General features: G+C 71.4%; 19 protein-coding genes and 1 pseudogene. 10 read left to right on the forward strand and 10 right to left on the reverse strand.

Features of this window, described 5'->3' with window-relative positions:
• Window positions 1-30: 30 nt before the first annotated feature.
• The 5 genes from V6U90_RS02695 to arfA are packed head-to-tail and all read right to left on the reverse strand — an operon-like array spanning window position 31 to window position 5751.
• A complete protein-coding gene (locus tag V6U90_RS02695) occupies window positions 31-1080 on the reverse strand; it encodes a glycoside hydrolase family 43 protein (protein WP_334430944.1) in 1050 nt (349 codons plus the stop codon).
• The gene (locus V6U90_RS02700) at window positions 1077-1904 is read right to left on the reverse strand and encodes a carbohydrate ABC transporter permease (RefSeq protein ID WP_334430945.1); all 828 of its coding nucleotides are present in this window, start codon (window positions 1902-1904) and stop codon (window positions 1077-1079) included. Before V6U90_RS02700 ends, V6U90_RS02695 begins: the two co-directional genes overlap by 4 nt.
• A gap of 7 nt (window positions 1905-1911) precedes the next feature.
• Complete coding sequence (locus V6U90_RS02705; protein WP_334430946.1) at window positions 1912-2865, reverse strand: carbohydrate ABC transporter permease; 954 nt, start codon at window positions 2863-2865, stop codon at window positions 1912-1914.
• 6 nt (window positions 2866-2871) lie between these two features.
• Window positions 2872-4200: an ABC transporter substrate-binding protein gene (locus V6U90_RS02710; RefSeq protein ID WP_334430947.1), complete on the reverse strand. Its 1329-nt coding sequence runs from the start codon at window positions 4198-4200 to the stop codon at window positions 2872-2874.
• Between the two features lie 39 nt (window positions 4201-4239).
• The gene (arfA, locus tag V6U90_RS02715) at window positions 4240-5751 is read right to left on the reverse strand and encodes an arabinosylfuranosidase ArfA (protein WP_334430948.1); all 1512 of its coding nucleotides are present in this window, start codon (window positions 5749-5751) and stop codon (window positions 4240-4242) included.
• Window positions 5752-5887: 136 nt separating this feature from the next.
• Here arfA and V6U90_RS02720 point away from each other — a divergent pair, with 136 nt between their 5' ends.
• Window positions 5888-6901, forward strand: coding sequence for a LacI family DNA-binding transcriptional regulator (locus V6U90_RS02720; protein WP_334430949.1), 1014 nt, complete (start codon window positions 5888-5890; stop codon window positions 6899-6901).
• Between the two features lie 298 nt (window positions 6902-7199).
• Here the strand turns inward: V6U90_RS02720 and V6U90_RS02725 are convergent, their stop codons facing one another.
• The 3 genes and pseudogenes from V6U90_RS02725 to V6U90_RS02735 form a co-directional block, all read right to left on the reverse strand.
• Window positions 7200-7925 (reverse strand): methyltransferase domain-containing protein, encoded by a 726-nt coding sequence (locus V6U90_RS02725; RefSeq protein WP_334431174.1) that lies wholly within the window; start codon window positions 7923-7925, stop codon window positions 7200-7202.
• Window positions 7926-8049: 124 nt separating this feature from the next.
• A pseudogene (locus V6U90_RS02730) lies at window positions 8050-8295 on the reverse strand (hypothetical protein); the annotation flags it as partial.
• Between the two features lie 38 nt (window positions 8296-8333).
• Window positions 8334-9971 (reverse strand): ABC-F family ATP-binding cassette domain-containing protein, encoded by a 1638-nt coding sequence (locus V6U90_RS02735; protein WP_334430950.1) that lies wholly within the window; start codon window positions 9969-9971, stop codon window positions 8334-8336.
• A 65-nt stretch (window positions 9972-10036) separates the two neighbouring features.
• Between V6U90_RS02735 and V6U90_RS02740 the strand changes: the two genes are divergently transcribed.
• The 5 genes from V6U90_RS02740 to V6U90_RS02760 all read left to right on the forward strand — a co-directional run bounded on the left by V6U90_RS02740 (window position 10037) and on the right by V6U90_RS02760 (window position 13720).
• Entirely contained in the window at window positions 10037-10804 is a 768-nt protein-coding gene (locus V6U90_RS02740; RefSeq protein ID WP_334430951.1) for an ROK family protein, read from the forward strand.
• Between the two features lie 79 nt (window positions 10805-10883).
• Window positions 10884-11252 carry a tetratricopeptide repeat protein gene (locus tag V6U90_RS02745; RefSeq protein WP_208811641.1) on the forward strand — a complete coding sequence of 123 codons (369 nt, stop codon included), beginning with the start codon at window positions 10884-10886 and terminating at the stop codon, window positions 11250-11252.
• 53 nt (window positions 11253-11305) lie between these two features.
• A complete protein-coding gene (locus V6U90_RS02750; protein ID WP_208811640.1) occupies window positions 11306-11560 on the forward strand; it encodes a Smr/MutS family protein in 255 nt (84 codons plus the stop codon).
• Window positions 11561-11727: 167 nt separating this feature from the next.
• A complete protein-coding gene (locus tag V6U90_RS02755; protein ID WP_334430952.1) occupies window positions 11728-12684 on the forward strand; it encodes an FAD-dependent oxidoreductase in 957 nt (318 codons plus the stop codon).
• Between the two features lie 244 nt (window positions 12685-12928).
• A complete protein-coding gene (locus tag V6U90_RS02760) occupies window positions 12929-13720 on the forward strand; it encodes an SCO2525 family SAM-dependent methyltransferase (protein WP_334430953.1) in 792 nt (263 codons plus the stop codon).
• Between the two features lie 102 nt (window positions 13721-13822).
• Here the strand turns inward: V6U90_RS02760 and V6U90_RS02765 are convergent, their stop codons facing one another.
• Together V6U90_RS02765 and V6U90_RS02770 are read right to left on the reverse strand one after the other, a co-directional pair.
• Window positions 13823-14836, reverse strand: a complete 1014-nt coding sequence (locus tag V6U90_RS02765) for a hypothetical protein (protein ID WP_334430954.1) — start codon at window positions 14834-14836, stop codon at window positions 13823-13825.
• Window positions 14837-15261: 425 nt separating this feature from the next.
• Window positions 15262-17652 (reverse strand): M28 family peptidase, encoded by a 2391-nt coding sequence (locus V6U90_RS02770; RefSeq protein WP_334430955.1) that lies wholly within the window; start codon window positions 17650-17652, stop codon window positions 15262-15264.
• Between the two features lie 282 nt (window positions 17653-17934).
• Here V6U90_RS02770 and V6U90_RS02775 point away from each other — a divergent pair, with 282 nt between their 5' ends.
• The 4 genes from V6U90_RS02775 to V6U90_RS02790 are packed head-to-tail and all read left to right on the forward strand — an operon-like array spanning window position 17935 to window position 22187.
• Window positions 17935-19158, forward strand: a complete 1224-nt coding sequence (locus tag V6U90_RS02775) for a PP2C family protein-serine/threonine phosphatase (RefSeq protein ID WP_334430956.1) — start codon at window positions 17935-17937, stop codon at window positions 19156-19158.
• Between the two features lie 38 nt (window positions 19159-19196).
• Window positions 19197-20948 (forward strand): sensor histidine kinase, encoded by a 1752-nt coding sequence (locus V6U90_RS02780; protein WP_334431175.1) that lies wholly within the window; start codon window positions 19197-19199, stop codon window positions 20946-20948.
• A complete protein-coding gene (locus tag V6U90_RS02785; protein ID WP_334430957.1) occupies window positions 20945-21397 on the forward strand; it encodes a response regulator in 453 nt (150 codons plus the stop codon). The genes V6U90_RS02780 and V6U90_RS02785 overlap by 4 nt, the downstream gene beginning before the upstream one ends.
• Entirely contained in the window at window positions 21390-22187 is a 798-nt protein-coding gene (locus V6U90_RS02790; RefSeq protein ID WP_334430958.1) for an inositol monophosphatase family protein, read from the forward strand. Before V6U90_RS02785 ends, V6U90_RS02790 begins: the two co-directional genes overlap by 8 nt.
• Window positions 22188-22286 lie beyond the last annotated feature (99 nt).

The raw sequence follows: 22286 nt of genomic DNA on the forward strand, positions 1-22286 counted from the left end.
CGCCGGGCGGTCAGGGGGAGACGGCCCCGCTCAGGGGCGGGGTTGCGGGGTGCCGGTCGGCCCGTGCACCCGGGGTCGGCCACCGTCCCAGGTGACCTCGTCGAGCCAGAGCTGCCGGCCCGGGTCCACCGCGCCCTCCTGGCCCGGCGGCCAGGCGTGGTAGAGCAGCCAGGTCCGCCCGTTGTGCGCCACCATCGAGGCGTGGCCCGGACCGGAGGCGACCGTGTTGGTTCGCAGGACCGGGTTCTCCGGCGCCTTCACGCACGGCCCGGCCGGTGACTCGCAGACCGCGTACCCCTCGGCGTACTCGGCCCGGTCGTAGGCGTTCGCCGCGTAGAAGAGGAAGAGCGTGCCGTCCTGCCGCCAGAGGAACGGACCCTCGATCAGATGCCCTTCCCACGCCTCGGTCTGCTTCAGCAGCCGGTGGGGTGCACCGACCAGGCTGAGTCCGTCCGGCGAGAGGCGTTGCGACCAGAGCCAGGTGTCCACCCCGATCGCGTTGCCGTCGTTCTTCCACAGCAGCCACAGGCTGCCGTCGGTGTCCCGGAACGGGCTGGCGTCGATGGCCCCGCCCCGGTCCGCCTGACAGACCAGGGGCGCCGTCGAGTCGTCCCGGTACGGCCCGCCGGGGGAGGTGGCCACCGCCCGGCCGATGCACTGCCGACCGGACTCGTGGCCGGCGACCGTGTAGTAGAGCAGGTAGCGGTCGTCGGCCAGGGCGATGACCTCCGGCGCCCAGGTCTTGCCCGGGTCGGCCCAGCCGGGCAGCTCCGGCAGGGCGTCCCCGGCCGGTGTCCAGTCCACCAGGTCGGGCGAGGTCAGCACGGGCACGTTCCGGCCATCGGCGTTGGTGTGGAAGAGGTACCAGGTGTCGCCGACCCGGATTGCCTGCGGGTCGGGTGTGTCGGTGTGGTGCACGGGGTTGGTGAACATCGACTTCTCGCGTTCCGTGGTCGGGGATGGGTCGTCGGCCCGGCACCCGGTGGTCGCTGCGGTGACCGCGAGTACGGCGGCGACCAGTGCCGCCGTACCACCCCGGGACCGGGTCGCCGGGGTGGCCGGCCGTGGTCGGATCCTCATCCCTTCAGGCCGCTACGGGAGACACCCTGGATGACGTACCGCTGGGCCAGGACGAAGAGAACCAGCACGGGTACGCTCGCCAGCACCGCGCCGGCCATGATGACCGGATAGTCGGTGACGTACGCGCCCTGGAGCAGCCCCAGCCCCGGCGGCAGGGTGAGCTGTTCCGGGCTGAACAGCACGAAGATCGGCCAGAGGAAGTCGTTCCAGTTGGTCAGGAACGACAGCACCGCGAGGGTGGCCAGGGCCGGCTTGGACAGCGGCAGCACCACCCGGATGAAGATCTGCCACTGGTTGGCGCCGTCCAGCACGGCCGCCTCCTCCAACTCCCGGGGCAGGGAGAGGAAGAACTGGCGGAGGAAGAACACCCCGAACGCGCTGGCCGCCCCCGGTACGACCACCACCGTCAGGGTGTCGATCCACCCGAGCGAGTCGACGACCAGGAAGTTCGGGATGATCAGCGAGGTCGGCGGGATGAACAGCGTCGCCACGATCAGCGCGAAGCCCACCTTCCGTCCCCGGAACCGCAGCCGGGCCAGCGCGTACCCGGCCGTCGCGGCGGTCACCAGTACCAGCAGCGCGTGCAGGGTGGCGGCGAGCATGCTGTTGACGAACCAGCGCAGCACCGGGTTGGCCGAGTTGCCGAGGATCTGCTCGTAGCCGTACCCGGAGACCGGGTCGGGCAGCCAGCTCGGCGGGATGCGCTGGGCGTCCGGATAGTCCTTCAGGGAGGTGACGACCATCCAGGCCAGCGGCGTCACGAAGACCAGGGCCAGCGCGAGCAGCACGAGGTAGCGGGCGGTGCGGCGCAGTGCCGACGTCATGGGCACCTCAGTCCTCCCGGTAGCGGAAGAGCCGGAAGTTGGCGACGCTGACCAGCGCCAGCAGCAGGGCGAAGACGACACTCATCGCCGCGGCCCGGCCGGCGTCGTTGTCCCGCAGCCCCTCCTGCACGATGTACCAGACCACGGTGCGGGTCTCCGTCCCCGGCGCCCCCTGCGTGATCAGGAACGACTGGCCGAACATGTTCGCCGAGGCGAGCACGGTGGTGGTGACCACGAAGAGCAGCACCGGGCGTAACCCGGGCAGCGTCACGTTGCGGAACTTGTCCCAGGTGCCGGCCCCGTCCATGGTGGCCGCCTCGTAGAGTTCCGGCGGGATGTCCTGGAGCCCGGCCAGGTAGATCACCGCGTTGAATCCGCAGGTCCACCAGACGGTCACCCCGACCAGCGAGATCCACGCCCACGGCATGCCGGTCAGCCACGGGGTGTCGGCGGGCAGCCCGAACACCCCGGCGACCCGGTTGACCAGGCCCAGGTTGGCGTCCAGCAGGAACCGCCAGAGCACCCCGATCACGGCCACGCCGACCACGTACGGCGCGAAGTAGACCGCCCGGAAGAAGGTCCGGCCGGGGAACGCCTTGTTGAGCAGCAGGGCCAGCCCCAGCGGTACGGTCACCAGCAGCGGCACCGAGGCGACCGTGAAGATCGCCGTGGCGCGTACCGCCTGCCACCAGTCGGAGTAGATCGCCGAGTCGCTGGAGAAGAGTTCGGCGTAGTTGGCCAGCCCGACGAAGGGCCGGTTGGGCAGTTGGAAGTCCCACTGGTGCAGGCTCAGCCAGATGCCCAGCACGATCGGCAGCAGGCCGAACACCCCGAAGACCAGCAGGTACGGGGCCAGGAACAGGTACGGGGTGAAGCGGCCGGACCCACCGGCCCGGTAGGGGCGGGCGGCCGGCGGCGGCGCGTCGGTACGCGCCGCCCCAGCCTCGATCACGTCCGCCACGACAGGTCAGTTTCCGTACTTCTTGCGGTTGTCCTCAAGCTGCTTCGTCGCCTTGGCCGCCCCGTCGTCCAGCGCCTGCTTCGGCGACTTCTTGCCGAGCGTCGCCTCGTTGAACGACTGGTAGAAGGTAAGCAGTGCCTCGCCGATGCCCGGGGCGGCCGGCGGGAAGGCGGCGTAGTCCAGCTCGGGGGCGAGCGCGCCCACCTCGGTCAGGGCCTTGAACCCGGCGTCCTCGCGGACCGCCTTGCGGGCCGGCACCTGACCTCCGGCGGCCCAGTCCAGTGAGTGCTGGCTGAGCCAGTTGATGAAGACCTTGGAGCCGGCAACCTCGTTCGCGTTGGCGCTGCGCTGCTTGACGATGGTGAAGTTGTGCGAGTTGGCCCAGGCCGCTGGCCTGCTGCCGATCTGTGGCAGGGGTGCCACCCCCCACTGGACGTCCGCGCTCTTCTTCAGGTCGTTGATCTGCCAGATGCCGTTCCAGTTGAAGGCGTTCTTGCCGCTCTTGAGCGCCAGGTAGTCGGCGTCCTGACCGACGTTGGCCGGGGAGTGCCCCTGCTTGATCATGTCGACCAGCCAGGTGCACGCCTCGACCGCCGGGTCGGAGTTGAAGGTGGCCTTGGCGACCTCGGCGTCGAAGAGGGTGCCGCCCCACTGGTGCAGCAGCGAGTAGAACGTCATCCCACCGGTGAACTGGAACGGGCTGACCCAGAAGCCCTGTACGCCGGACTTCTTCAGCTCGGTCAGCGCGGCGGTGTACTCGTCCTTCGTCAGCGGCGGCTTGTTCGGGTCCAGGCCGGCGGACTGCATGACCGCCTTGTTGTAGTAGAAGCCGAGCGGGTGCATGTCCAGCGGGATGCCGTACCGCTTGTCCCGGTAGAGGCCGCCCTGCCAGACGGTGGGTGCGAAGTCGGAGTCGGTCAGCTCCAGTGCCTTCGCCACGTCGTCGAGTTCGGTGATGACGCCCCGGGCGGCGAAGGTGGCGAGCTGGTCCATGTGCATGACCGCGATGTCCGGCCCGTTGCCGCTGGAGACCGCGCCCGGCAGCTTGGCGTAGTAGTCCTCCCACCGGTAGGTGGCCACCGACACGGCGATGTTGGCGTGCTCGGTGTTGAACTGCTCGACCAGATTCTTGAAGATGTCACCGTCACCGCCGGTGAACCCGTTCCAGAGGTTCAGGTCGACCTTCGGTCCGGTGTACTCCTTGCCACCGTTGCCCGACGCGGTCGACTCCTTGTCGTCTCCGCCGCCGCAGCCGGCCAGCGTCAGGGTGGCCGCCGCGCCGAGCCCGACACCGAGGCCGAGCAGGCGCCGCCGGCTCATCTCGCTGTGCATCATGGGGTAACTCTCCTTGGGGGACGGTAGGAAGTGTGCCGGTCAGCGCCGGGGCGCGAAACGCAGCACGTTCCAGGAGACGGCGGGCAGGCGTACCGTGCAGTGCCCGTTGTCTCCGGTGGGGGTGGGGAGCGTCCGGGGCGTCACCCGGTCGGGTTCGGCCTCGGTGTTGGCCGCCGCCGGGTCGTCCCCGGCGGCGAGGGTCAGGTGGGCCACTCCGTCCAGCGTGGGCAGACCGCGCAGGTCGATGTCGAGCGGCAGGTCGCCGGGGCCCCGGTTGACGGCGAAGACGGTCAGTTCGTCGGTGGACTCGTCGTGCACCGCGACGGTGTCCAGTACCGGCACATCGCCGTACTTCGCGGTCTCGTAGCGCGGGCAGACCGGTTCGGTCCGCAGCACGGTGCCCCGGGCGTACCGGGCGGTCAGCGCGAACGGGTGGAAGATGCTCTGCCGCCAGGCGGGGCCGCCGGTGCGGGTACGGATCGGGCCGATGACGTTGGCGAGCTGCGCCTGGCAGGCCACCCCGACCCGGTCGGCGTGCCGGAGCAGGGTGACCAGCAGGTCGCCGACGACCACCGCGTCCACCGCCGTGAAGGTGTCCTCGATCAGCGCCGGTGCCTCCACCCAGCCGCGCCGGTCCAGGTCGGCCTGCAACCGGGCCTGGTACCAGACGTTCCACTCGTCGAAGGAGATCTTCAACCGGCGCCGGTGCCGCTGCTTGGCGGCCACGTGGTCGGCGGTGGCGACCACGTCGTTGATGAAGGCGTCCATGTCGACGGCGGAGGCGAGCAGGCTGGCCCGGTCGCCGTCGGAGGGGTCGTAGTAGGTGTGCGCCGAGATGTAGTCGACGTGCTCGTAGGTGTGCTCCAGGACGGTGGCCTCCCACGCGGCGAAGGTGGGCATGCCCCGGTTGGAACTGCCGCAGGCCACCAGGCTGATCGAGGGGTCGATCATCTTCATCGCCCGGGCGGTCTCGGCGGCGAGGCGACCGTACTCGGCAGCGGTCTTGTGGCCGACCTGCCACGGCCCGTCCAGCTCGTTGCCGAGGCACCAGAGCCGCACCCCGTACGGCTGCTCGGCGCCGTGTCTGCGGCGCAGGTCGGACAGTTGGGTGCCGCCCGGGTGGTTGCTGTACTCCAGCAGGTCGCAGGCCTCCTGCACGCCCCGGGTGCCGAGGTTGACCGCCATCATCGGCTCGACGCCCGCCTGCCGGGCCCAGGTCATGAACTCGTCCAGCCCGAACGCGTTGGTCTCGATGGACTTCCAGGCGAGGTCGAGCCGGCGGGGCCGGTCGCCGGCCGGGCCGATGCCGTCCTCCCAGCGGTAGCCGGAGACGAAGTTGCCGCCGGGGTAGCGGACCACGGAGACGCCCAGCTCCCGGGTCAGGTCGAGCACGTCGGTGCGGAGGCCACGGGCGTCGGCGGTGGGGTGCCCCGGTTCGAAGACCCCGCCGTAGACGCACCGCCCCATGTGCTCGACGAAGGAACCGAAGAGCCGGCGGTCCACCGGCGCCACCCGGAACGCCGGGTCGATCGTGAGCTGCGCGGTCTGCAACGTGTCACCTTCCTCGTCCCCAGAGTCAGTGACCGGGGTCACTGACCGTCGCAAGCTTTCTACAACGTTGTAGTCAACGTTGTAAAGGCCGTCGTACGCGGTAGAGTGCGCGCAGGTGACCGGGGGAGGGTGCGGCGTGCGACACAGGCTCAAGGACGTCGCCGAGCGGGCCGGGGTATCGGTGAAGACCGTCTCGAACGTGGTCAACGGCTACGCGCACGTCCGACCGGACACCCGGGCCCGGGTCGAGCAGGCGATCGCCGAGCTCAACTACCGGCCCAACCTCTCCGCCCGCAACCTGCGCAAGGGGCGGACCGGGGTGATCGCCCTGGCGGTGCCGGAGCTGGACATCCCGTACTTCGCCGAACTGGCCCGGCACGTCGTCACCGCAGCGGCCGGGTACGACTGGACGGTGCTGATCGACCAGACCGGCGGCGCGCGGGAACAGGAACGGGTGGTGGCCGCCGGTATCCGGGACCACCTCATCGACGGGTTGATCTTCAGCCCGTTGGCACTGACCGCCGAGGACCTGGCCGGTGGGCTGGACGGTACCCCGATGGTCCTGCTCGGCGAACGGATCGATCAGGGTCCGGCCGACCATGTGGTGATCGACAACGTGGCCGCCGCCAGGGAGATCACCGCGCACCTGATCGGTCTCGGCCGGCGCCGGATCGCGGCGATCGGCGCGCAGCGTACCCCCGAGGGGGCCAGCGCGCGGCTCCGGCTGGCCGGCTACACCCAGGCCCTGGCTGCCGCGGGCATCGACTACGACGAGACCCTGGTGGCGCCGGCCGCGGCCTGGCACCGCGCGGACGGCGCAGCGGCCGTGCGGGAGCTGGTCACCAACGGGGTACGCCCGGACGCGGTCTTCTGCTTCAACGACACCCTCGCCCTGGGCGCCCTGCGGACCCTGCACGAGCACGGGCTGCGCGTCCCCGAGGAGGTGGCGGTGGCCGGGTTCGACGACATCGAGGACGGCCGGTTCGCGATGCCGACCCTCACCACCGTCGCCCCCGACAAGGAACGGATCGCCCGGCTCGCGGTCGAGCTGCTGGCTGGCCGGCTCGGCGGGGAGCGGGACGCGCCGGCCCGGGAACTGGTCGCGCCCTACCGCCTCGCCCTGCGGGAGAGCACCCTCGGTCGCGGCTGACCGGCCGGGGTCGACCGGCATGGCCGCTCCGGGTGGGTCGACGGCACCCTCGCTGGTCCTGTCGAGCTGCTCCGTTTGTGCGTGCGGGGGTGATCGGTCTCCGGCTCTGCCGGGGCACCACAGCCGCTGTTGCTCCGCTCCGTCTGCGCCAGCAGCTCGACAGGGAGCCAGCGGGACAACAAGACCTGCGGCACCAGCCGGCTCACCCAAGGCTCACCCAAGGCAGACCCGCCGACTGGCCCCGCCGGCCGTGACCAGCCGGGACGACCCGGGACGAGCCGTGTGGTCAGCCGTGTGGTCAGTCGAAGAACCGGGCCAGCTGTGCCGGGGCGGGTTCCGGATCGCCGTCGGCGAGCGGGGTGAGGTCCGCGAAGATCGACGCGCCGTCGCAGCCGACGTGCAGCGGGTACCAGCGCGGGGTGCCGGCCGGGCGCTGGCCGCAGACCCCCTTGATTGTCTGCACGTCGAGCAACCGGACGTGGGTCGGGTCCGCGACCGCGTTCACGTGCCGCCACCAGGGGCTCATCACGTGCAGTACGCCACCGGGGCGGAGTACCCGGTGGGCCTCGTCGACCAGCGGCAGGAAGTCGATCAGGTGTTCCAGGATGTGTACCGCGAAGATGACGTCCACCGAGTCGTCGGCGAGCGGCAGCGAGCCGGAGAGGTCCGCGACCGCGTCCACCCCCGGCGCCGGCCAGATGTCCAGCCCCAGGTTGCCCGGGTACTGCTTGGTCCGGCCGCAGCCCAGGTCCACCACCACCGGGTCCCGGCCGCCGACCCGGACCCGGGACCAGACGCCGAACACCCCGGCCAACCGGCCCACGGTGTCCCGGACCAGCCGGAGCTGACCGGGCTCGGCGACCTCACCGGTCAGGTGGGCGACGCCCCGGTCGAAGCGCACCTCGACCGCCAGCCCGCGTAACCGCTCGTCGTGGCGGGCCAGGTCGGCCCATGCTCCGTCGAGAAACCCGTCGATCGCCCGCAGCCGGTCGGCCGAGGGCGGGTGCTGCGCCAGCGCGACCATCCCGGACACCTCCGGGCCGCCCATACCCCGATCCGGGCCGACTATGCACCCGGCGGGATCAGCCGGGCAACCGGCGGGTGGCCCGGGAACCGCGCATCCGTGGCCGGGGCGGGGCGGTCACCTTCGGCCGCTTCAGGTGGTAACGGTGCAGCTCGCTGCTGCCCGCCTGGTTGGTGTCCTCGCTCATCGACACCATCTCCCAGCCCTGGTCACCGGCGCGGTTGAGGTGTGACAGCGCGGTGTCGCCGTACGGCGTCAGGTCGAGCATCGAGCCGTCCGGGCCGTACCAGGTGAAGGTCACCTCCCAGCCGACATCCTGGGAACTCGCCTGCCGGCGCCGCACCAGCAGCGCGTACTCCCACCTGAGCATGGGTCCATTGTGACCCGACCGCCGGAGATTGGCAGCGTTCAGCGTTCGGTGACCCGACCGCCGTCGACGTGCAGTCGCCGGGTGGTCCGGACCGAGGCGAGCATCCGCCGGTCGTGGGTGACCAGCAGCAGGGTGCCGCCGAAGCTCTCCAGGGCCGATTCGAGCTGCTCGATCGCCGGCAGGTCGAGGTGGTTGGTCGGCTCGTCGAGCACCAGCAGGTTGACCCCCCGGCCCTGGAGCAGCGCGAGGGCCGCCCGGGTCCGTTCCCCGGGGGAGAGGGTGGCCGCCGTCCGGAGCACGTGCGCCGCGCGCAGGCCGAACTTGGCCAGCAGGGTCCGCACGTCCGCCGGGTTGAGTTCCGGTACGGCGGCGGCGAAGGCGTCGATCAGCGGCTGGTCGCCGAGGAAGAGTCCCCGCGCCTGGTCGACCTCGCCGACCACCACCCCGGGGCCGAGAGCGGCGTACCCGGCGTCCAGCGGCAGCCGGCCGAGCAGCGCGGCGAGCAGGGTCGACTTGCCCGACCCGTTGGCACCGGTGATGGCCACCCGGTCCGCCCAGTCGATCTGGAGGTCGACCGGGCCCAGGGTGAACCCACCCCGGTGGACCGTGGCGCCGCGCAGCGTGGCGACCACCGCGCCGGCCCGGGGCGCGGCGGCGATCTCCATCCGGAGTTCCCACTCCTTGCGCGGCTCCTCGACCACCTCCAGCCGCTCGATCAGCCGGTCGGTCTGCCGGGCCTTGGCGGCCTGCTTCTCGGAGGTCTCGCCCCGGAAGTTCCGGACGAACTTGTCGTTGTCGGTGGCCTTGCGCCGGGCGTTGCGTACGCCCTTCTCCATCCAGGCCCGCTGGGTCCGGGCCCGGGCCTCCAGGGCGGTCCGGGTGTCGGCGTACTCCTCGTAGTCGGCACGGGCGTGCCGGCGGGCCACCTCCCGCTCCTCCAGGTAGGCGAGGTACCCGCCGCCGTACTGCCGGACCTGCTGTTGGTGCAGGTCCAGCTCGACCACCCGGGTGACCGTCCGGGTCAGGAACTCCCGGTCGTGGCTGACCAGTACGGTGCCGGCCCGCAATCCGCCGACGAACTCCTCCAGCCGGTCCAGCCCGGCCAGGTCCAGGTCGTTGGTCGGCTCGTCGAGCAGGAAGACGTCGTACCGGCTGAGCAGCAGCGAGGCCAGCCCGGCCCGGGCGGCCTGCCCGCCGGAGAGCGAGGTCATCGGCTGGTCGAGATCGACGGCGAGCCCCAGATCGGCGGCGACCTGCCCGGCCCGTTCGTCCAGGTCCGCCCCACCCAGGGCGAGCCAGCGCTCCAGCGCCGGGGTGTACGCGTCGTCCGCGCCGGGCGCCCCGACGGTCAGCGCCTCGGTCGCCGCGTCCAGCGCGGCCTGGGCATCGGCCACCCCGGTGCGGCGGGCGAGGAACGCCCGTACCGTCTCGCCCGGGCGTCGTTCCGGCTCCTGGGGCAGGTACCCGATGGTGGCGGTGGGTGGGTTGACCGTGACCGTGCCCTGCTCGGCCGGCTGGATCCCGGCGAGGGTACGCAGCAGCGTCGACTTGCCGGCACCGTTCACCCCGACCAGGCCGACCACGTCACCGGGGGCGACCACCAGGTCGAGGGCGGAGAAGAGCACCCGCTCGCCATGCCCGGCGGCGAGGTCCCTGACGATCAGTGTGGCGCTCACGAGGCACTGATGCTATCCGGTCGGGGTGCGCGCCTGTCGGCGACGGAGCCGGGCAGACTGTTCCGGTGCTGACCACTCTTGCCATCGACTGCGGTGGCGGCGGGATCAAGGCCTCGGTACTGGACGACGCGGGGACGATGCGGGCCAGGCCGATCCGGGTGCCGACGCCGTACCCGCTGCCCCCGGCGATCTTCGTCAAGACGCTGCTGGAGGTGGGTGGCCAGCTCCCTCCGGCGGACCGGGTGACGGTCGGTCTGCCGGGCATGATCCGGCACGGAATGGTGGTGGCCACCCCGCACTACGTCACCCGGTCGGGCCCGCGCAGCCGGGTCGACCCGGAACTTGTCGCCGAGTGGTCCGGTTTCGATGTGCGCAGTGCCCTCGCCGGGGCGTTCGGGTTGCCGGTGCTCGCCCTCAACGACGCCGAGGTGCACGGCGCCGGGGTGGTCGCCGGCACCGGGTGCGAGCTGGTACTGACCCTCGGTACGGGGCTGGGCTGCGCGCTCTTCGACGGTGGGGTGCTCGCCCCGCACCTGGAGCTGTCCCAGGCGCCGGTCCGGTGGGGGATGAGCTACGACACCTATGTCGGCGAGCCGGAGCGGCGCCGGCTGGGGGACGCCTTCTGGTCCCGGCGGGTCCGGCAGGTGGTGGAGGGCCTACGTCCGGTCTTCCGCTGGGACCGGCTCTACCTGGGCGGCGGCAACTCCCGGCTGATCCGGCCGGAGCAGCTGGCCCGGATGGGGGAGGACGTGGTGGTGGTGCCGAACACCGCCGGGATCGTCGGCGGCGTGCGGGCCTGGGCGCTGATGTCCGGCGCGACCGGCACCGGGTAGGCGGGCCGGAACACTCGCGCTCCCGCCGGTGTTGTGCCAGCGTCGACGTAACGCGGGACGACACGAGGAGGTGGGAGGGATGGATCTTCTGGCCGAGTACCGGCGGGCGACCATGTTCTTCGAGGCCGGCGACGCCAGCGGGGCGGCCCGGCTGCTGGAGCCGATCGTGGCGGCCGAGCCGGGCAACGCCTCGGTCCGGCAGTTGCTGGCCCGGGCCTACTTCCAGTCGGCCCAGCTCGGCCGCGCCGAGGAGCAGTTGCGGGCCCTGGTCGACCAGGACCCGAGCGACCACTACGCGCACCACGTGCTGGGGCGGACGCTGGAGCGGATGAACCGGCCGGCGGACGCTCTGCGGCACCTGCGCATCGCCGCCGCGATGCACTCCGCCAACGACGACTACCGGGTCGCGCTGCAACGGGTGGAGAGCCGGGTCGGCGGCCGGCGGTGAGCGACCGACCTACCATGGGCCGTTATGGGACCTGATCTGCCGGTGGGCGCGCGATGAAGCTCAAACTGGATCTTCACGACATTTTCAATCGCGGCCACGACATCGACCGGGCGCTGCGCGGAATCATGGACGAGGCGGTGGCCAAGAAGGCCACCCTGGTGGAGATCATCCCCGGAAAGGGGTCCGGGCAGCTCAAGAAGCGGGTGCTGCGCTTCCTCGACCAGAAGGAGGTCAAGCAGCTCTACCACCGCGTGGAGAAGGACTCCAAGAACTTCGGCCGACTCTTCGTGCACTTCCGCTGGAAGTGAGGAGCCGGTCCCGCCGTGCACCGTGGCATTTCCACGGAGGGTAATGATCGTGCCCGTATTCCGCGGTCCCGGGACGTGTCGAGATCGCGGCAATTCTCGGGAAATGGCGGGAGAGGTCGCAACACACAAGTCTGCTGATAAACGTCGATCTCCGATAATATTGGCGAATGGTGAGTGCTGCGGAGTTCGACGTGCTCGTGATCGGAGCGGGTGTCGCCGGCCTGACCACCGCGATCCGGTTCGCCGAGGCGAAGTTCTCGGTCTGCGTACTGGCTGACCGGCCACCCCTGGCCACCACCTCCGCGAGCGCCGGTGCGAGCTGGGGCCCCTATCTGGTCAGGGACGACCGGGTGCCGCACTGGAGTGAGCAGACCCGGCTGACCCTGGAGAAGATCGCCGAGGATCCGCTCTCCGGGGTGCATCTGGCCCGGGGGTTGGAGGCGGCCCGCGATCCGGTCGAGCCGCCGCTGTGGGTACGCGGGGTCGGTGACTTCGAGCTGTGCCGTCCCGAAGAGCTGCCTGACGGGTACGTCTGCGGCTGGCGGTACACCGTCCCCCTGGTGGACATGCCCCGCTACCTCGACTACCTGACCCGGCGACTGGACGCTGCCGGCGGACGGATGGCGGACGGCCGGATCAATTCCTTCGTTGAGGTCGCCGGAGCGGCCCGGGTGCTGGTCAACTGCACTGGCCTGGGATCCCGCACGCTGGTGCCCGACGGGCAGATGTACCCCACCCGGGGACAGTTGGTGATCGTGGACAACCCGGGGATCGACACCTTCTTCCAGGACAACGGGGAACGCGGGGAGCTGACCTACTTCCTCCCGCACGGGGACCGGGTGGTACTCGGTGGCTGCGCGCTGCCCGGCGCGGAGAGCCTGGAGCCGGACGCCGGCTCGACCACGGCGATCCTGGCCCGCTGCGCGGCGGTCGAGCCGAGGTTGCACGGTGCCGCCGTCCGGGAGGTGCGGGTCGGGTTGCGGCCGAGTCGGCCCCGGGTACGGGTGGAGTGGGCGCCGTGTGCCGGGATCCCGGTACTGCACAACTACGGGCACGGTGGTGCGGGTATCACCCTCTCCTGGGGATGCGCGGACGAGGTGTTCAGCCTCAGCGGGCTCCAGTGACCACTGCCCGCGCCTATGGTCAGCGTGCCGGATGGCCCGTCCGGGCGGCCGGAACCGAACGTACGGTGCGCTGCCTGGACCGATCAGATGATCCAATGGCGCGGCAATTCTTGGTCAATTGTCTGGTCAAGTACTTGGGCGTATCGTCAATGGTTACGCTATCCGGTCCGTAGCGTTGCGGAAAGTGTCCCTCCTGATGCCATCGCCGCAAGCACCGGGACCCGAAACGTGAAGGGTGAATCCCATGGACGGAGCACGCTCACCTGGCATCGCCGCCCTGCGTGTCAATGACGATGGCAGTGCGCCGCTACCCGGTTCGAACGATCAATTCGACTGGGACCAGTTCGATTCGGAGGCGTACTTATCTCACAACTACCTTGATGTGCGCGACGATGACCGGCAGATCATGGTGATTGTGCGGGACTTCTTCGTTTCCGCCGGGATCGCCCCGGGTGCCCGCGCGGTGGATGTGGGGGCGGGCGCGAACCTCTACCCCTCACTGGCGATGCTCCCCTTCTGCGCGCACCTGGACCTGTGGGAGTACAGCGCGGCCAACGTGGCCTGGCTCCGTGGCCAGGTCGCCGGGTTCGGCGACAACTGGCTGCGGTTCTGGGAGGTCTACCGGGACCGGCCGGCGTACGCCGAGGTCGCAGACCCCCGGGCCGAATTCACCGCCAAGACCGAGGTGCACCAGGCCAGCGTCTTCGACCTGCCCCCGGAGCACTGGGACCTGGGCACCATGTTCTTCGTGGCCTGCTCGCTCTCGGCCGATCTGGTCGAGTTCCGCCGGGCGGTGCACGGCTTCGTCGCCGCGCTGCGTCCGCAGGCGCCGTTCGCCACCGCGTTCATGGCGAAGTCCCAGGGGTACCACGTGGGCGAGCGGTGGTTCCCGGCGGTGGCCATCGACGCCGACGAGGTGCGGGACACGCTGGCGCCGGTCGCCACCGATGTCACCGTGACCCCGATCGACATCGGTGACCCGTTGCGCGAGGGGTACGGCGGCATGATCGTGGCGACCGGGCGGTCCCGCGGTTGACACCTGACCCTGCGGCGCCGTGCCGACGGTTCACGGTGCGGCGCCGCTCAGACGGCTGACGTGCGGCGCTGACGCTGATGGTGCGGCGCCGCAGACGCGCGCTCACCCGGGCGGGGACAGCACCACCCGCCCGTCGGGCTGTAGTTCGGCGACCTGGACCCCGGCTGAGGGCCAGAGGTTGCTGAACTCGTCCAGCCGGGACCGGATCCGCTCGTGGTTGGTGACCAGTGTGGTGTCCATGATGGAGGCGTAGTGCTGGCCGACCATCGGTGCGCCGGTGGACTGGAAGCTCAGCTCCTCGTCGAAGATGATGAAGTCGCGCAGCGTCTCCCGCAGATGCGGGGCGTCGTTGGCGTTGAGTACCCGCACCTCCACCCCGATCTGGAGATGCAGGCGCAGGTCGCTGAGGAGATCATGCTCGGTCAGGTCACCCCGGTCGATGATGAACAGCCGTTGGACCTGTACCCCCCGCCGGATGGCCTGTGCCTGCCGGCCCAGGTACCGCCGGCCCAGTTCACCCCGCCACAGTCCGCCGTCGAAACCCCGGACCCCGGCGTCGATGGAACTCAGACTGGTGGCCCGGATGCTGCGGCGGGCGATGCTGGTCAGTAGGAGCAGCCATTCCCGGTCCTCGCCCTCGTAGGTGACGTCGCTGCGGTCACCGATCCGCCGGAGCTGTTCGGTGAGCCGGGCCACCTCGGTCTGGGCGAACTCCCGGACCAGCGGGGTGGCCTCCTCGGTGATCCGTGTCCGGTAGTGGATCAGCTCGGCGATCTGGGTGATCTCCTCCGGGCTGAGTCGGGACACCTCACGCAGATCGACGAGTTCACTGCCCAGCCGGACGCGGGAGAAACCGTCGGTCAGTTTCTCCACCACCTGGTCGCGATGGTCGTCGACGGATTTGACCAGGCTGTCCAACTGCCGTTCCACGTCCAGCAGATGCAGCACGACGAACATCACGCCGCCGATGAACAGCGAGGCGCCGGTGTTCCACAGCACCTCGGGTTGCCGGTCGGTGGGCAGGAATGTGGCGAAGGCCAGAGCTACCAGTGAGGTGGTGAGGCTGATGAAAATCTTGCTGATGAGCCGGCGGTGCCCCTTTCGGGGCGTACGCACTTCGGGCCGGGGTTGCGGCATTGTCGGCCCCCTTTCCTGTGTGCCGGTGCGGTACGGATTCCGACCGATTCCGCTCCGGTAGCGTCTTTGCATGAACCGGCTGTGGCGGCCCGTCGGTCGGTGTCGTGGGAACGCGGACCAAGAATTTCCCTCATGATGGCCTGATTGCGCAATAGTTTGTGCCCGTTGCCGGCGCCGGGAGGGAAAAATCCGATCTTCGCCGGATGTGGTGCCGGAAAAGTGATCACGGTGCCGGTGGAACTTTCACGGAATGCGCCCCCGGTGATCCAGGACGGCCGATCATGAATCGGCGTGATATTGGCCGGAGAAAATGAGCGGTCCCCCGTCCCGAAGGACGGGGGACCAGGGGGGGCGGGGTCGACCCGCGACCCGTGCCGGTACGGCGCCGGGCGGGACGTGACCGGTCAGACCGGGTACGTGCGGGCCACCGCCACCATCTCCGAACTGTGCGAGCCGGCGATCCCCACCCCGGCCGGGCGGGGCCGGAAGCCGGGCAGCCCGGTCAGCCCGTCACTGGCGTCCATCGCGCGTACCCGCACCTGCCCGGGAGCGCCGCGCAGCACCAGTTCGATCTCGACGCCCTCCGCCGGCGGGGCGTGGAAGACGATCCCGAACCCCCAGCGTTGCGCCGGGTCGGTGACCGGGTCGGAAACCGGTCGCCCGGCCACCGTCGCCCGCTCCACGGTCACCGCGCCGTTCCCCGTCTCCACGTGCAGTGCGGCGAGGCGTACCGGGCGCTCCGGCACCAGCCGCAGCCGCAGGGTACGCAGCCCGTTCGCGGCGGTGTCGGCGATCTTCTCGACCCTCGGGGGCGGCAACGGGGCAGCCGCCGCCGGCCCGGTGCGCAGCGGCTCGTCGCCGAGGGCGGGGAACTCGCCGCCCACCGAGGCCTCGGTGTCGACGTACCCGGCCGTCCAGGGCTGCGGATCGGCCTCGTGGCTCAGCCAACGGGCCTGCCCGGTGTCGGCGTCCAGCGCGTACATCAGGTGGGTGGGCACCGGGTGGTCGGCGTCGAAGCGGTCCACGGTCAGGCCGACCCCGGCCAGCACCACCGCAGCGAGCGCGGCGGCGAACGTCGGGACGGCACCCCGGCGGCGGGCCCGCAGAGCGTCCATCGCCCGCTGCCCGCCGGCCTGCGGGTGCAGCAGATCGACCACCGGCAGGGTGGCCAACCCGAGCAGCACCGAGAAGAACGCCGCGACCCCGCCCATCGCCATGCTCAGCGCCGGGAAGAGCAGCACCACGGTCGGCAGCAGGATGACCACCGCGACCACCCCGGCGGCGGTCACCGCGAGCACCGGCCCGGGGCCGTCGACCGGCAGCCGGAGGGCGACCAGCCCGGCGAGCGCACCGGCCAGCGCCGGCAGGGCGGTCAGGTACGACCCGCCGGGTGCCACCGCCGCGAGGACCACCCCGAGGATGGCCAGCCAGGCGAGCCCGCCCACGGCCAGGGCGGCCGGACCGGTCCGCCGCCGCAGCAGCGCGTACCAGCCGAAGAACACCGCCACCGCCGAGGCCACCACGGTCAGCCGGTACCAGACCGGCCGGTACGGGTCGAGCAGTTCGGCGTAACCCGGCCGGATGGCGGTGACCGCCCACCAGAAGAGCTGGGCGACCAGCGGGGCGAGCACGACCGGGAGCAGCGCCAGCCCGAACCCGGCGGCGAGCCGGGGCCACGAGGTACGCCCCGCCCGGCGGGCCGCCCAGGCCAGTGCGGCCACCCCGACGACCGCCAGCAGCGCCAGCGGCCAGGTCAGCCAACCCGGGTAGCGGACCAGGCCACCGGGCACCGGGAAGTAGGTGGCGTCGCCCGGGGCGCCCAGGTCGGTCAGGTCGGCGGCGCCGAACTCCCGGGCCAGGGCGAGGGCGTTGGCGCCGTGCTGCTGGAGGCTGCGCCGGTCCATCCGGTCCACGGTGTCCAGCGGGGTGTGGTAGATCGCCCCGCCGTCGATGTACGCGGAGTTCAGCCCGACGAAACCCTCGTCGAGGAACGCGGTGAAGTCGGTGTCGTTGGGCAGCAGCCGGTAGACCTCCACCGCGAAGGACGTACCGACCGGGTGGGGTGCGGCCCGACCGAACGCGGCCACCAGGTCGGCGTTCCGTTCCGACGTCTCGAACATGATCACCGGGCCGGTCGAACCCCGGGCCTCCAGGTTGAGCACCACCCCACCGTCGGTGGCCAGCGGATGGCTGGACGCGAACGCCGCCGCCCCGCACAGGCACGCCTCCTCGGCGTCGGTGAGTACGAAGATCACGTCGTTGCGGGGCCGTGGGCCGGCGGTCAGCGCCCGGGCCACCTCCAGGATCGCCGAGGTACCGGCCGCGTCGTCGTTCCCGCCCGGCCCGACCTGCACCGAGTCGTAGTGCGCGACCAGGAAGACGCGCCCGGTCGGGTCGGTGCCGGGCAGCCGGGCCACCACGTTGCGGACGCGGGCCAGGGCGGCACCTCCGGCGCCACCACTGAGCTGACCCGCCTCCGGACCGATGGTGTCCTGCACCGAGGTCTCCAGGCCCAGCCCGCGCAGCGTCTCCTCGATGTGCCGGCGTACCTCGTCGTTGGCCGGACTGCCGGCGACGTGCGTGCCGGCCGCCACGACCTGCGCCTCCCGGTAGGCGCGGGCGGCGCTGAACTCGTCCGCCGGGGCGTCGGCCGGAACGGGCGCGGGTGGCCGCAGCGTGGCCAGGACGGCGGCGCCGACGGCGATCAGGGTGATGAGCGACGCGGCGGCGGCCAGCCGCCGCCGGTACGGGCGGGCGAGCGCGCGGTCGGCGGGCCGCGCCAGGGGGACGCCCACGGTGCCTCCTCGGGGGGTGGTGGATGGTGCGGGGTGTGCACATCCTGCCCGCCCGGACCGGCCGGCGCGTCCTGCAGACGGCCGGACCAGCAGCGTCCAGCAGCGATCAGCCCGGTCGCATACCGTGGATCGGTGTGCGGCGCCGTGACCCGCTCGCCACGGCAGATCCCGTGCCGGTCGTGTTGTATGGGAGCGTTGTCTAATACAGGATTCAGCGGGGCAAGTTAGAAGGAGCCTGACGATCAGCACACTTGCGGTTGGCCAGCCGTACGGAGAGCCGGTATGACCGGTTCCTCTGTCGTGCCCCGGGCATACCAGCACGGTGGGCTCGGGCGTAATCCGAATCTGCCCGCCGGGGAACGCCTCCGGGTCCTGCTGGTCGAGGACGACGAGGGGGACGCCTTCCTCGTCGGTGAGCTGCTGGCCGAGGTCAACGCGGCCATCGACCTGCACGTCGCGACCAGCCTGAACGAGGCGCGGCAGCGGATCGCCAAGGTCGACTGCGTCCTGCTCGACCTCGGCCTGCCCGACTCGCAGGGCCTCGACGGGCTGCGGCAGCTCCTCGACATGTCCACCGGCGCGGCGGTCTGCGTACTCACCGGCCGCTCCGATGAGCACCTCGGGATCGGCGCGGTCGCCGAGGGCGCGCAGGACTACCTGGTCAAGGGCCAGGTCGACGGGGTACTGCTGGCCCGTTCGCTGCGATACGCGGTCGAGCGCAAACGCGCCGACGAGAACGCCCGGCGGCTGCGCGAGGTGGAACTGCGTCAGGCCGAGTCGGCCCGACTGGAGCGGGGCCTGCTGCCCACGCCGCTGATGGAGACCGACGAGGTCGCCGTCCACACCTTCTACCGCCCCGGCCGGCACGCCGCGCTGATCGGTGGCGACTTCTACGACGTGGTGCAGACCCGACCGGACCGGGTCGACCTGATCGTCGGTGACGTCTGCGGGCACGGCGTGGACGAGGCCGCGCTCGGCGTCGAGCTACGGGTGGCCTGGCGCGCCCTGATCCTGGCCGGGGTGCCCGACGACGAGGTGCTGCCGGCCCTGGAACAGGTGCTGATGAGCGAGCGCCGCCTCCAGGAGATCTTCGCCACGGTGGCGACCGCCCGGCTGGACCTGAGCGCCAACCGGGCGACCGTCCGGCTCGCCGGCCACCCGCCACCGCTGCTGCTCGCCGGGGGCACCGTCCGACCGGTACCCGCCCCGGGCGGGCTGCTGCTCGGCGTGCGCCCGCGCCGTCCCACCGCATTCGATCTGGAGTTCGCCACCGATGACTGGTCCCTGCTGATGTACACCGACGGGCTGATCGAGGGCCGGGTCGACGGCGGGGAGGAGCGGCTGGACGTGCCGGGGCTGAGTGCCCTGCTCGCCGACGGGCGTACCCGCGACGTACCCCTGGCCGATCTGCCGGGCTGGCTGGTGGGCCGGGCCGAGGAGATCAACGGCGGTCCGCTCGCCGACGACGTGGCCATGTTGCTGGTCAGCCGGGGCGGTGGCCGGTGACGACCGACCCGGCCATCTGGACGCTACGCCGCCGGGCCATGGCGCTCTGCGCGGTGGTCGGCGCGGTACTGGCACTACTCGCCGCCGGTGCGGTGGTGGTCGCCGCGCAGAACCGGGCCCACCTGGACACCCTGCTCACCAAGACCGGTCCGCTCCACTCGGACGGCGAGGCGCTGCTCGCCGCCCTGGTCAACCAGGAGACCGGGGTACGCGGCTACGCGGTGAGCGGGGACCGCACCGACCTGGAGCCCTATCAGCAGGGGGTGACCCAGGAGCAGGAGATCGCCGCCCGGATGGACCGGCTGCTCGCCGATGAGCCGGCGATCCGTCAGCAGCTCCGGACCGTCGAGCAGGAGTCCGCGCAGTGGCGGGCCACGATCGCGGTGCCGATCATCGACGCCACCGCCGCCCAGGGCCCGACCGCCGGTCAGACGCTGGTCACCGACTCGGCCCGGCAGCAGTTCGACCGACTCCGGACCTCGGTGACCGCCCTCCAGGACTCCATCCTCGGACTGCGTAACCGGGTCGCCGACGACGCCCGGGGCACCGGGAACATCCTGGTGCTGCTGCTGGTGGTCGCCGGGGTGGTCGTGGTGGTCGCCGGATTCGCCCTGATGACCTCGCTCAACCGGCTCTTCATCGGCCCGATCACCCAGTTGGCCGCGCAGGTACGCGAGGTCGCGGAGGGCGACTACCAGCGCCGGATCACCCGGCAGGGCCCGCCGGAACTGGCCCAGCTCGCCGACGACGTGGACGCGATGCGCCAGCGGATCGCCGCCGACCTGGCGGAGGTCCGGGAGGCCCGGAGCCGGATCGAGTGGGTCAACAGCCAGCTCCAGAAGCAGGCCGAGGAGCTGACCCGTTCCAACCGTGACCTGGAGCAGTTCGCCTACGTCGCCTCGCACGACCTGCAGGAACCGCTGCGCAAGGTGGCCAGCTTCTGCCAGCTCCTCCAGCGCCGGTACGCGGGCAAGCTCGACGAGCGGGCCGACCAGTACATCGCCTTCGCGGTGGACGGCGCCCAGCGGATGCAGCGCCTGATCAACGACCTGCTGGCGTTCTCCCGGATCGGCCGGTTGACCTCCGGATTCACCGAGGTCGACCTGGACCGGGTGATGGGTGACGTGGCGGCCCAGACCGAGGCCGCCCGGGAGTCCGCTGGTGCCGAGCTGACCTGGTCCGACCTGCCGGTGATCCGCGGCGAGGAACCGCTGCTGACCAATCTGCTGGCCAACCTGGTGAGCAACTCGGTCAAGTTCCGCCGGCCGGACATACCGCCCAGGGTGCACGTCTCCGCCCGCCGGGTGGACGACGAGTGGGAGATCACCTGCCAGGACAACGGCATCGGCATCGAGCCGGAGTTCGCCGACAAGATCTTCGTGATCTTCCAGCGGCTGCACTCCAAGGACGCGTACCCGGGCACCGGCATCGGTCTGGCCATCGTCAAGAAGATCGTCGAATACCATGGCGGTCGGGTCTGGGTGGACACCGACGTCCCGGAGGGCACCGCCATCCGGTTCACCCTGCCCGTTCTGCCCGCCCTGCCCGTCCTGCCCCATCCGGACCAGGCCGGGTCCGCCGACCCGGTCGAGCCGGGTACCGAACCGGAGAGCGGGGCGGATGCCGACCCGGAGACGGTGCAGCCCACTGCGGGCCCGGCGCCCGCGCCGGCCCAGCGCCGGCCGGAGGAGGACCCCGGTGCGGCACGGGCGGATGGGTCGCCGTCCGGCGACGCTCCCGACGACACAGCCCCGGCCAGCACCGGTGGCACGAAGGAGACAGCGGTATGACCGCTCCTGCGGACGGGCGCAGCCCGATCGAGGTCCTGCTCGTCGAGGACGATCCGGGCGACGTGCTCATGACGCAGGAGGCGTTCGAGGAGCACAAGCTGCGCAACCGGCTGACCGTGGTCTCCGACGGCGCGGAGGCGCTGGCCTACCTGCGCCGGGAGGGCCAGTACGCCGACGCGGTCGCTCCCGACCTGATCCTGCTCGACCTCAACCTGCCCCGCCGGGACGGCCGGGAGGTGCTGGAGGAGATCAAGCAGGATGAGCAGCTCTGCCGGATCCCGGTGGTCGTGCTCACCACCTCGCAGACCGACGAGGACATCCTCCGCAGCTACCAGCTGCACGCCAACGCGTACGTCACCAAACCGGTGGACTTCGAGCGGTTCATCTCGGTGGTCCGGCAGATCGACGAGTTCTTCGTCAGCGTGGTGAGGCTGCCGCCGCGTGGTTGACGTACCCCTGGACGAGGTCGCTGCGCTGCTGCGGGACACTGCGGCGCAGGTGGTGGTGCCGTTGTTCCGGCGGCTCGGCGACGGCGAGGTGTCCGAGAAGGCCCCGGGTGAGCTGGTCACCGTGGCCGACCAGCGGGCCGAGGAGATGATCGACGCCGGGCTGCGTCGGCTGCTGCCCGGCTCGACGGTGGTCGGGGAGGAGGCGGTCGCCGCCGATCCCGGCCTGCTCGGGCACCTGCGCGATGCCGGGCCGGTCTGGGTGGTCGACCCGGTCGACGGTACGGCGAACTTCGCCGCCGGCCGCCGACCGTTCGCGATCATGGTGGTGCTGCTGACCGGTGGCGAGCTGACCGCGAGTTGGATCCTGGACCCGCTCGCCGACGATCTGGCCGTGGCCCGGGCCGGTGCCGGCACCGTCTGCAACGGGACGCCGGTCCGGCTGGGACCGGCGGACGGATCACCAGGGGGTGCGGCGATGACCCGGTTCCTCCCGCCGCCGCTGCGGGAACGGGTGGAGGCCGGGATCGGTCGGCTGGGGGACGTGCACGACGGGCAGCACTGCGCCGGCCGGGAGTACCTCGATCTGCTCACCGGGGACCAGCAGTTCGTCCTCTTCTGGCGCACCCTGCCCTGGGACCACGCCCCCGGGGTGCTGCTGGTCCGTGAGGCGGGCGGGGTGGCCCGCCGGTTCGACGGCACCGAGTACCACCCGGGGGACGACCGGCGCGGCCTGCTGGTCGCCGCCGACGAGTCGACCTGGCAGACGGTCCACACCGCCCTCCTGACGTAAGGAAGGGCCCCTTCTTAACGCTTCTGGTAGAGGAAGGGCCCCCGCTTAACACCCGAGCACGGCCGGTCCGCAGCCGACCGGTGGCCCGGGGGAGCCACA

This window comes from Micromonospora sp. CPCC 206060 (assembly GCF_036906895.1).
Classification (GTDB): domain Bacteria; phylum Actinomycetota; class Actinomycetes; order Mycobacteriales; family Micromonosporaceae; genus Micromonospora.

Excerpts from the sequence above, each read along its gene's own strand:
- V6U90_RS02695 (WP_334430944.1), bottom strand. The coding sequence starts at position 1,080 with ATGAGGATCCGACCACGGCCGGCCACCCCGGCGACCCGGTCCCGGGGT.
- V6U90_RS02700 (WP_334430945.1), bottom strand. The coding sequence starts at position 1,904 with ATGACGTCGGCACTGCGCCGCACCGCCCGCTACCTCGTGCTGCTCGCG.
- V6U90_RS02710 (WP_334430947.1), bottom strand. The coding sequence starts at position 4,200 with ATGATGCACAGCGAGATGAGCCGGCGGCGCCTGCTCGGCCTCGGTGTC.
- V6U90_RS02725 (WP_334431174.1), bottom strand. The coding sequence starts at position 7,925 with ATGGTCGCGCTGGCGCAGCACCCGCCCTCGGCCGACCGGCTGCGGGCG.
- V6U90_RS02745 (WP_208811641.1), top strand. The coding sequence starts at position 10,884 with ATGGATCTTCTGGCCGAGTACCGGCGGGCGACCATGTTCTTCGAGGCC.
- V6U90_RS02750 (WP_208811640.1), top strand. The coding sequence starts at position 11,306 with ATGAAGCTCAAACTGGATCTTCACGACATTTTCAATCGCGGCCACGAC.
- V6U90_RS02755 (WP_334430952.1), top strand. The coding sequence starts at position 11,728 with ATGGTGAGTGCTGCGGAGTTCGACGTGCTCGTGATCGGAGCGGGTGTC.
- V6U90_RS02760 (WP_334430953.1), top strand. The coding sequence starts at position 12,929 with ATGGACGGAGCACGCTCACCTGGCATCGCCGCCCTGCGTGTCAATGAC.
- V6U90_RS02775 (WP_334430956.1), top strand. The coding sequence starts at position 17,935 with ATGACCGGTTCCTCTGTCGTGCCCCGGGCATACCAGCACGGTGGGCTC.
- V6U90_RS02780 (WP_334431175.1), top strand. The coding sequence starts at position 19,197 with ATGGCGCTCTGCGCGGTGGTCGGCGCGGTACTGGCACTACTCGCCGCC.
- V6U90_RS02785 (WP_334430957.1), top strand. The coding sequence starts at position 20,945 with ATGACCGCTCCTGCGGACGGGCGCAGCCCGATCGAGGTCCTGCTCGTC.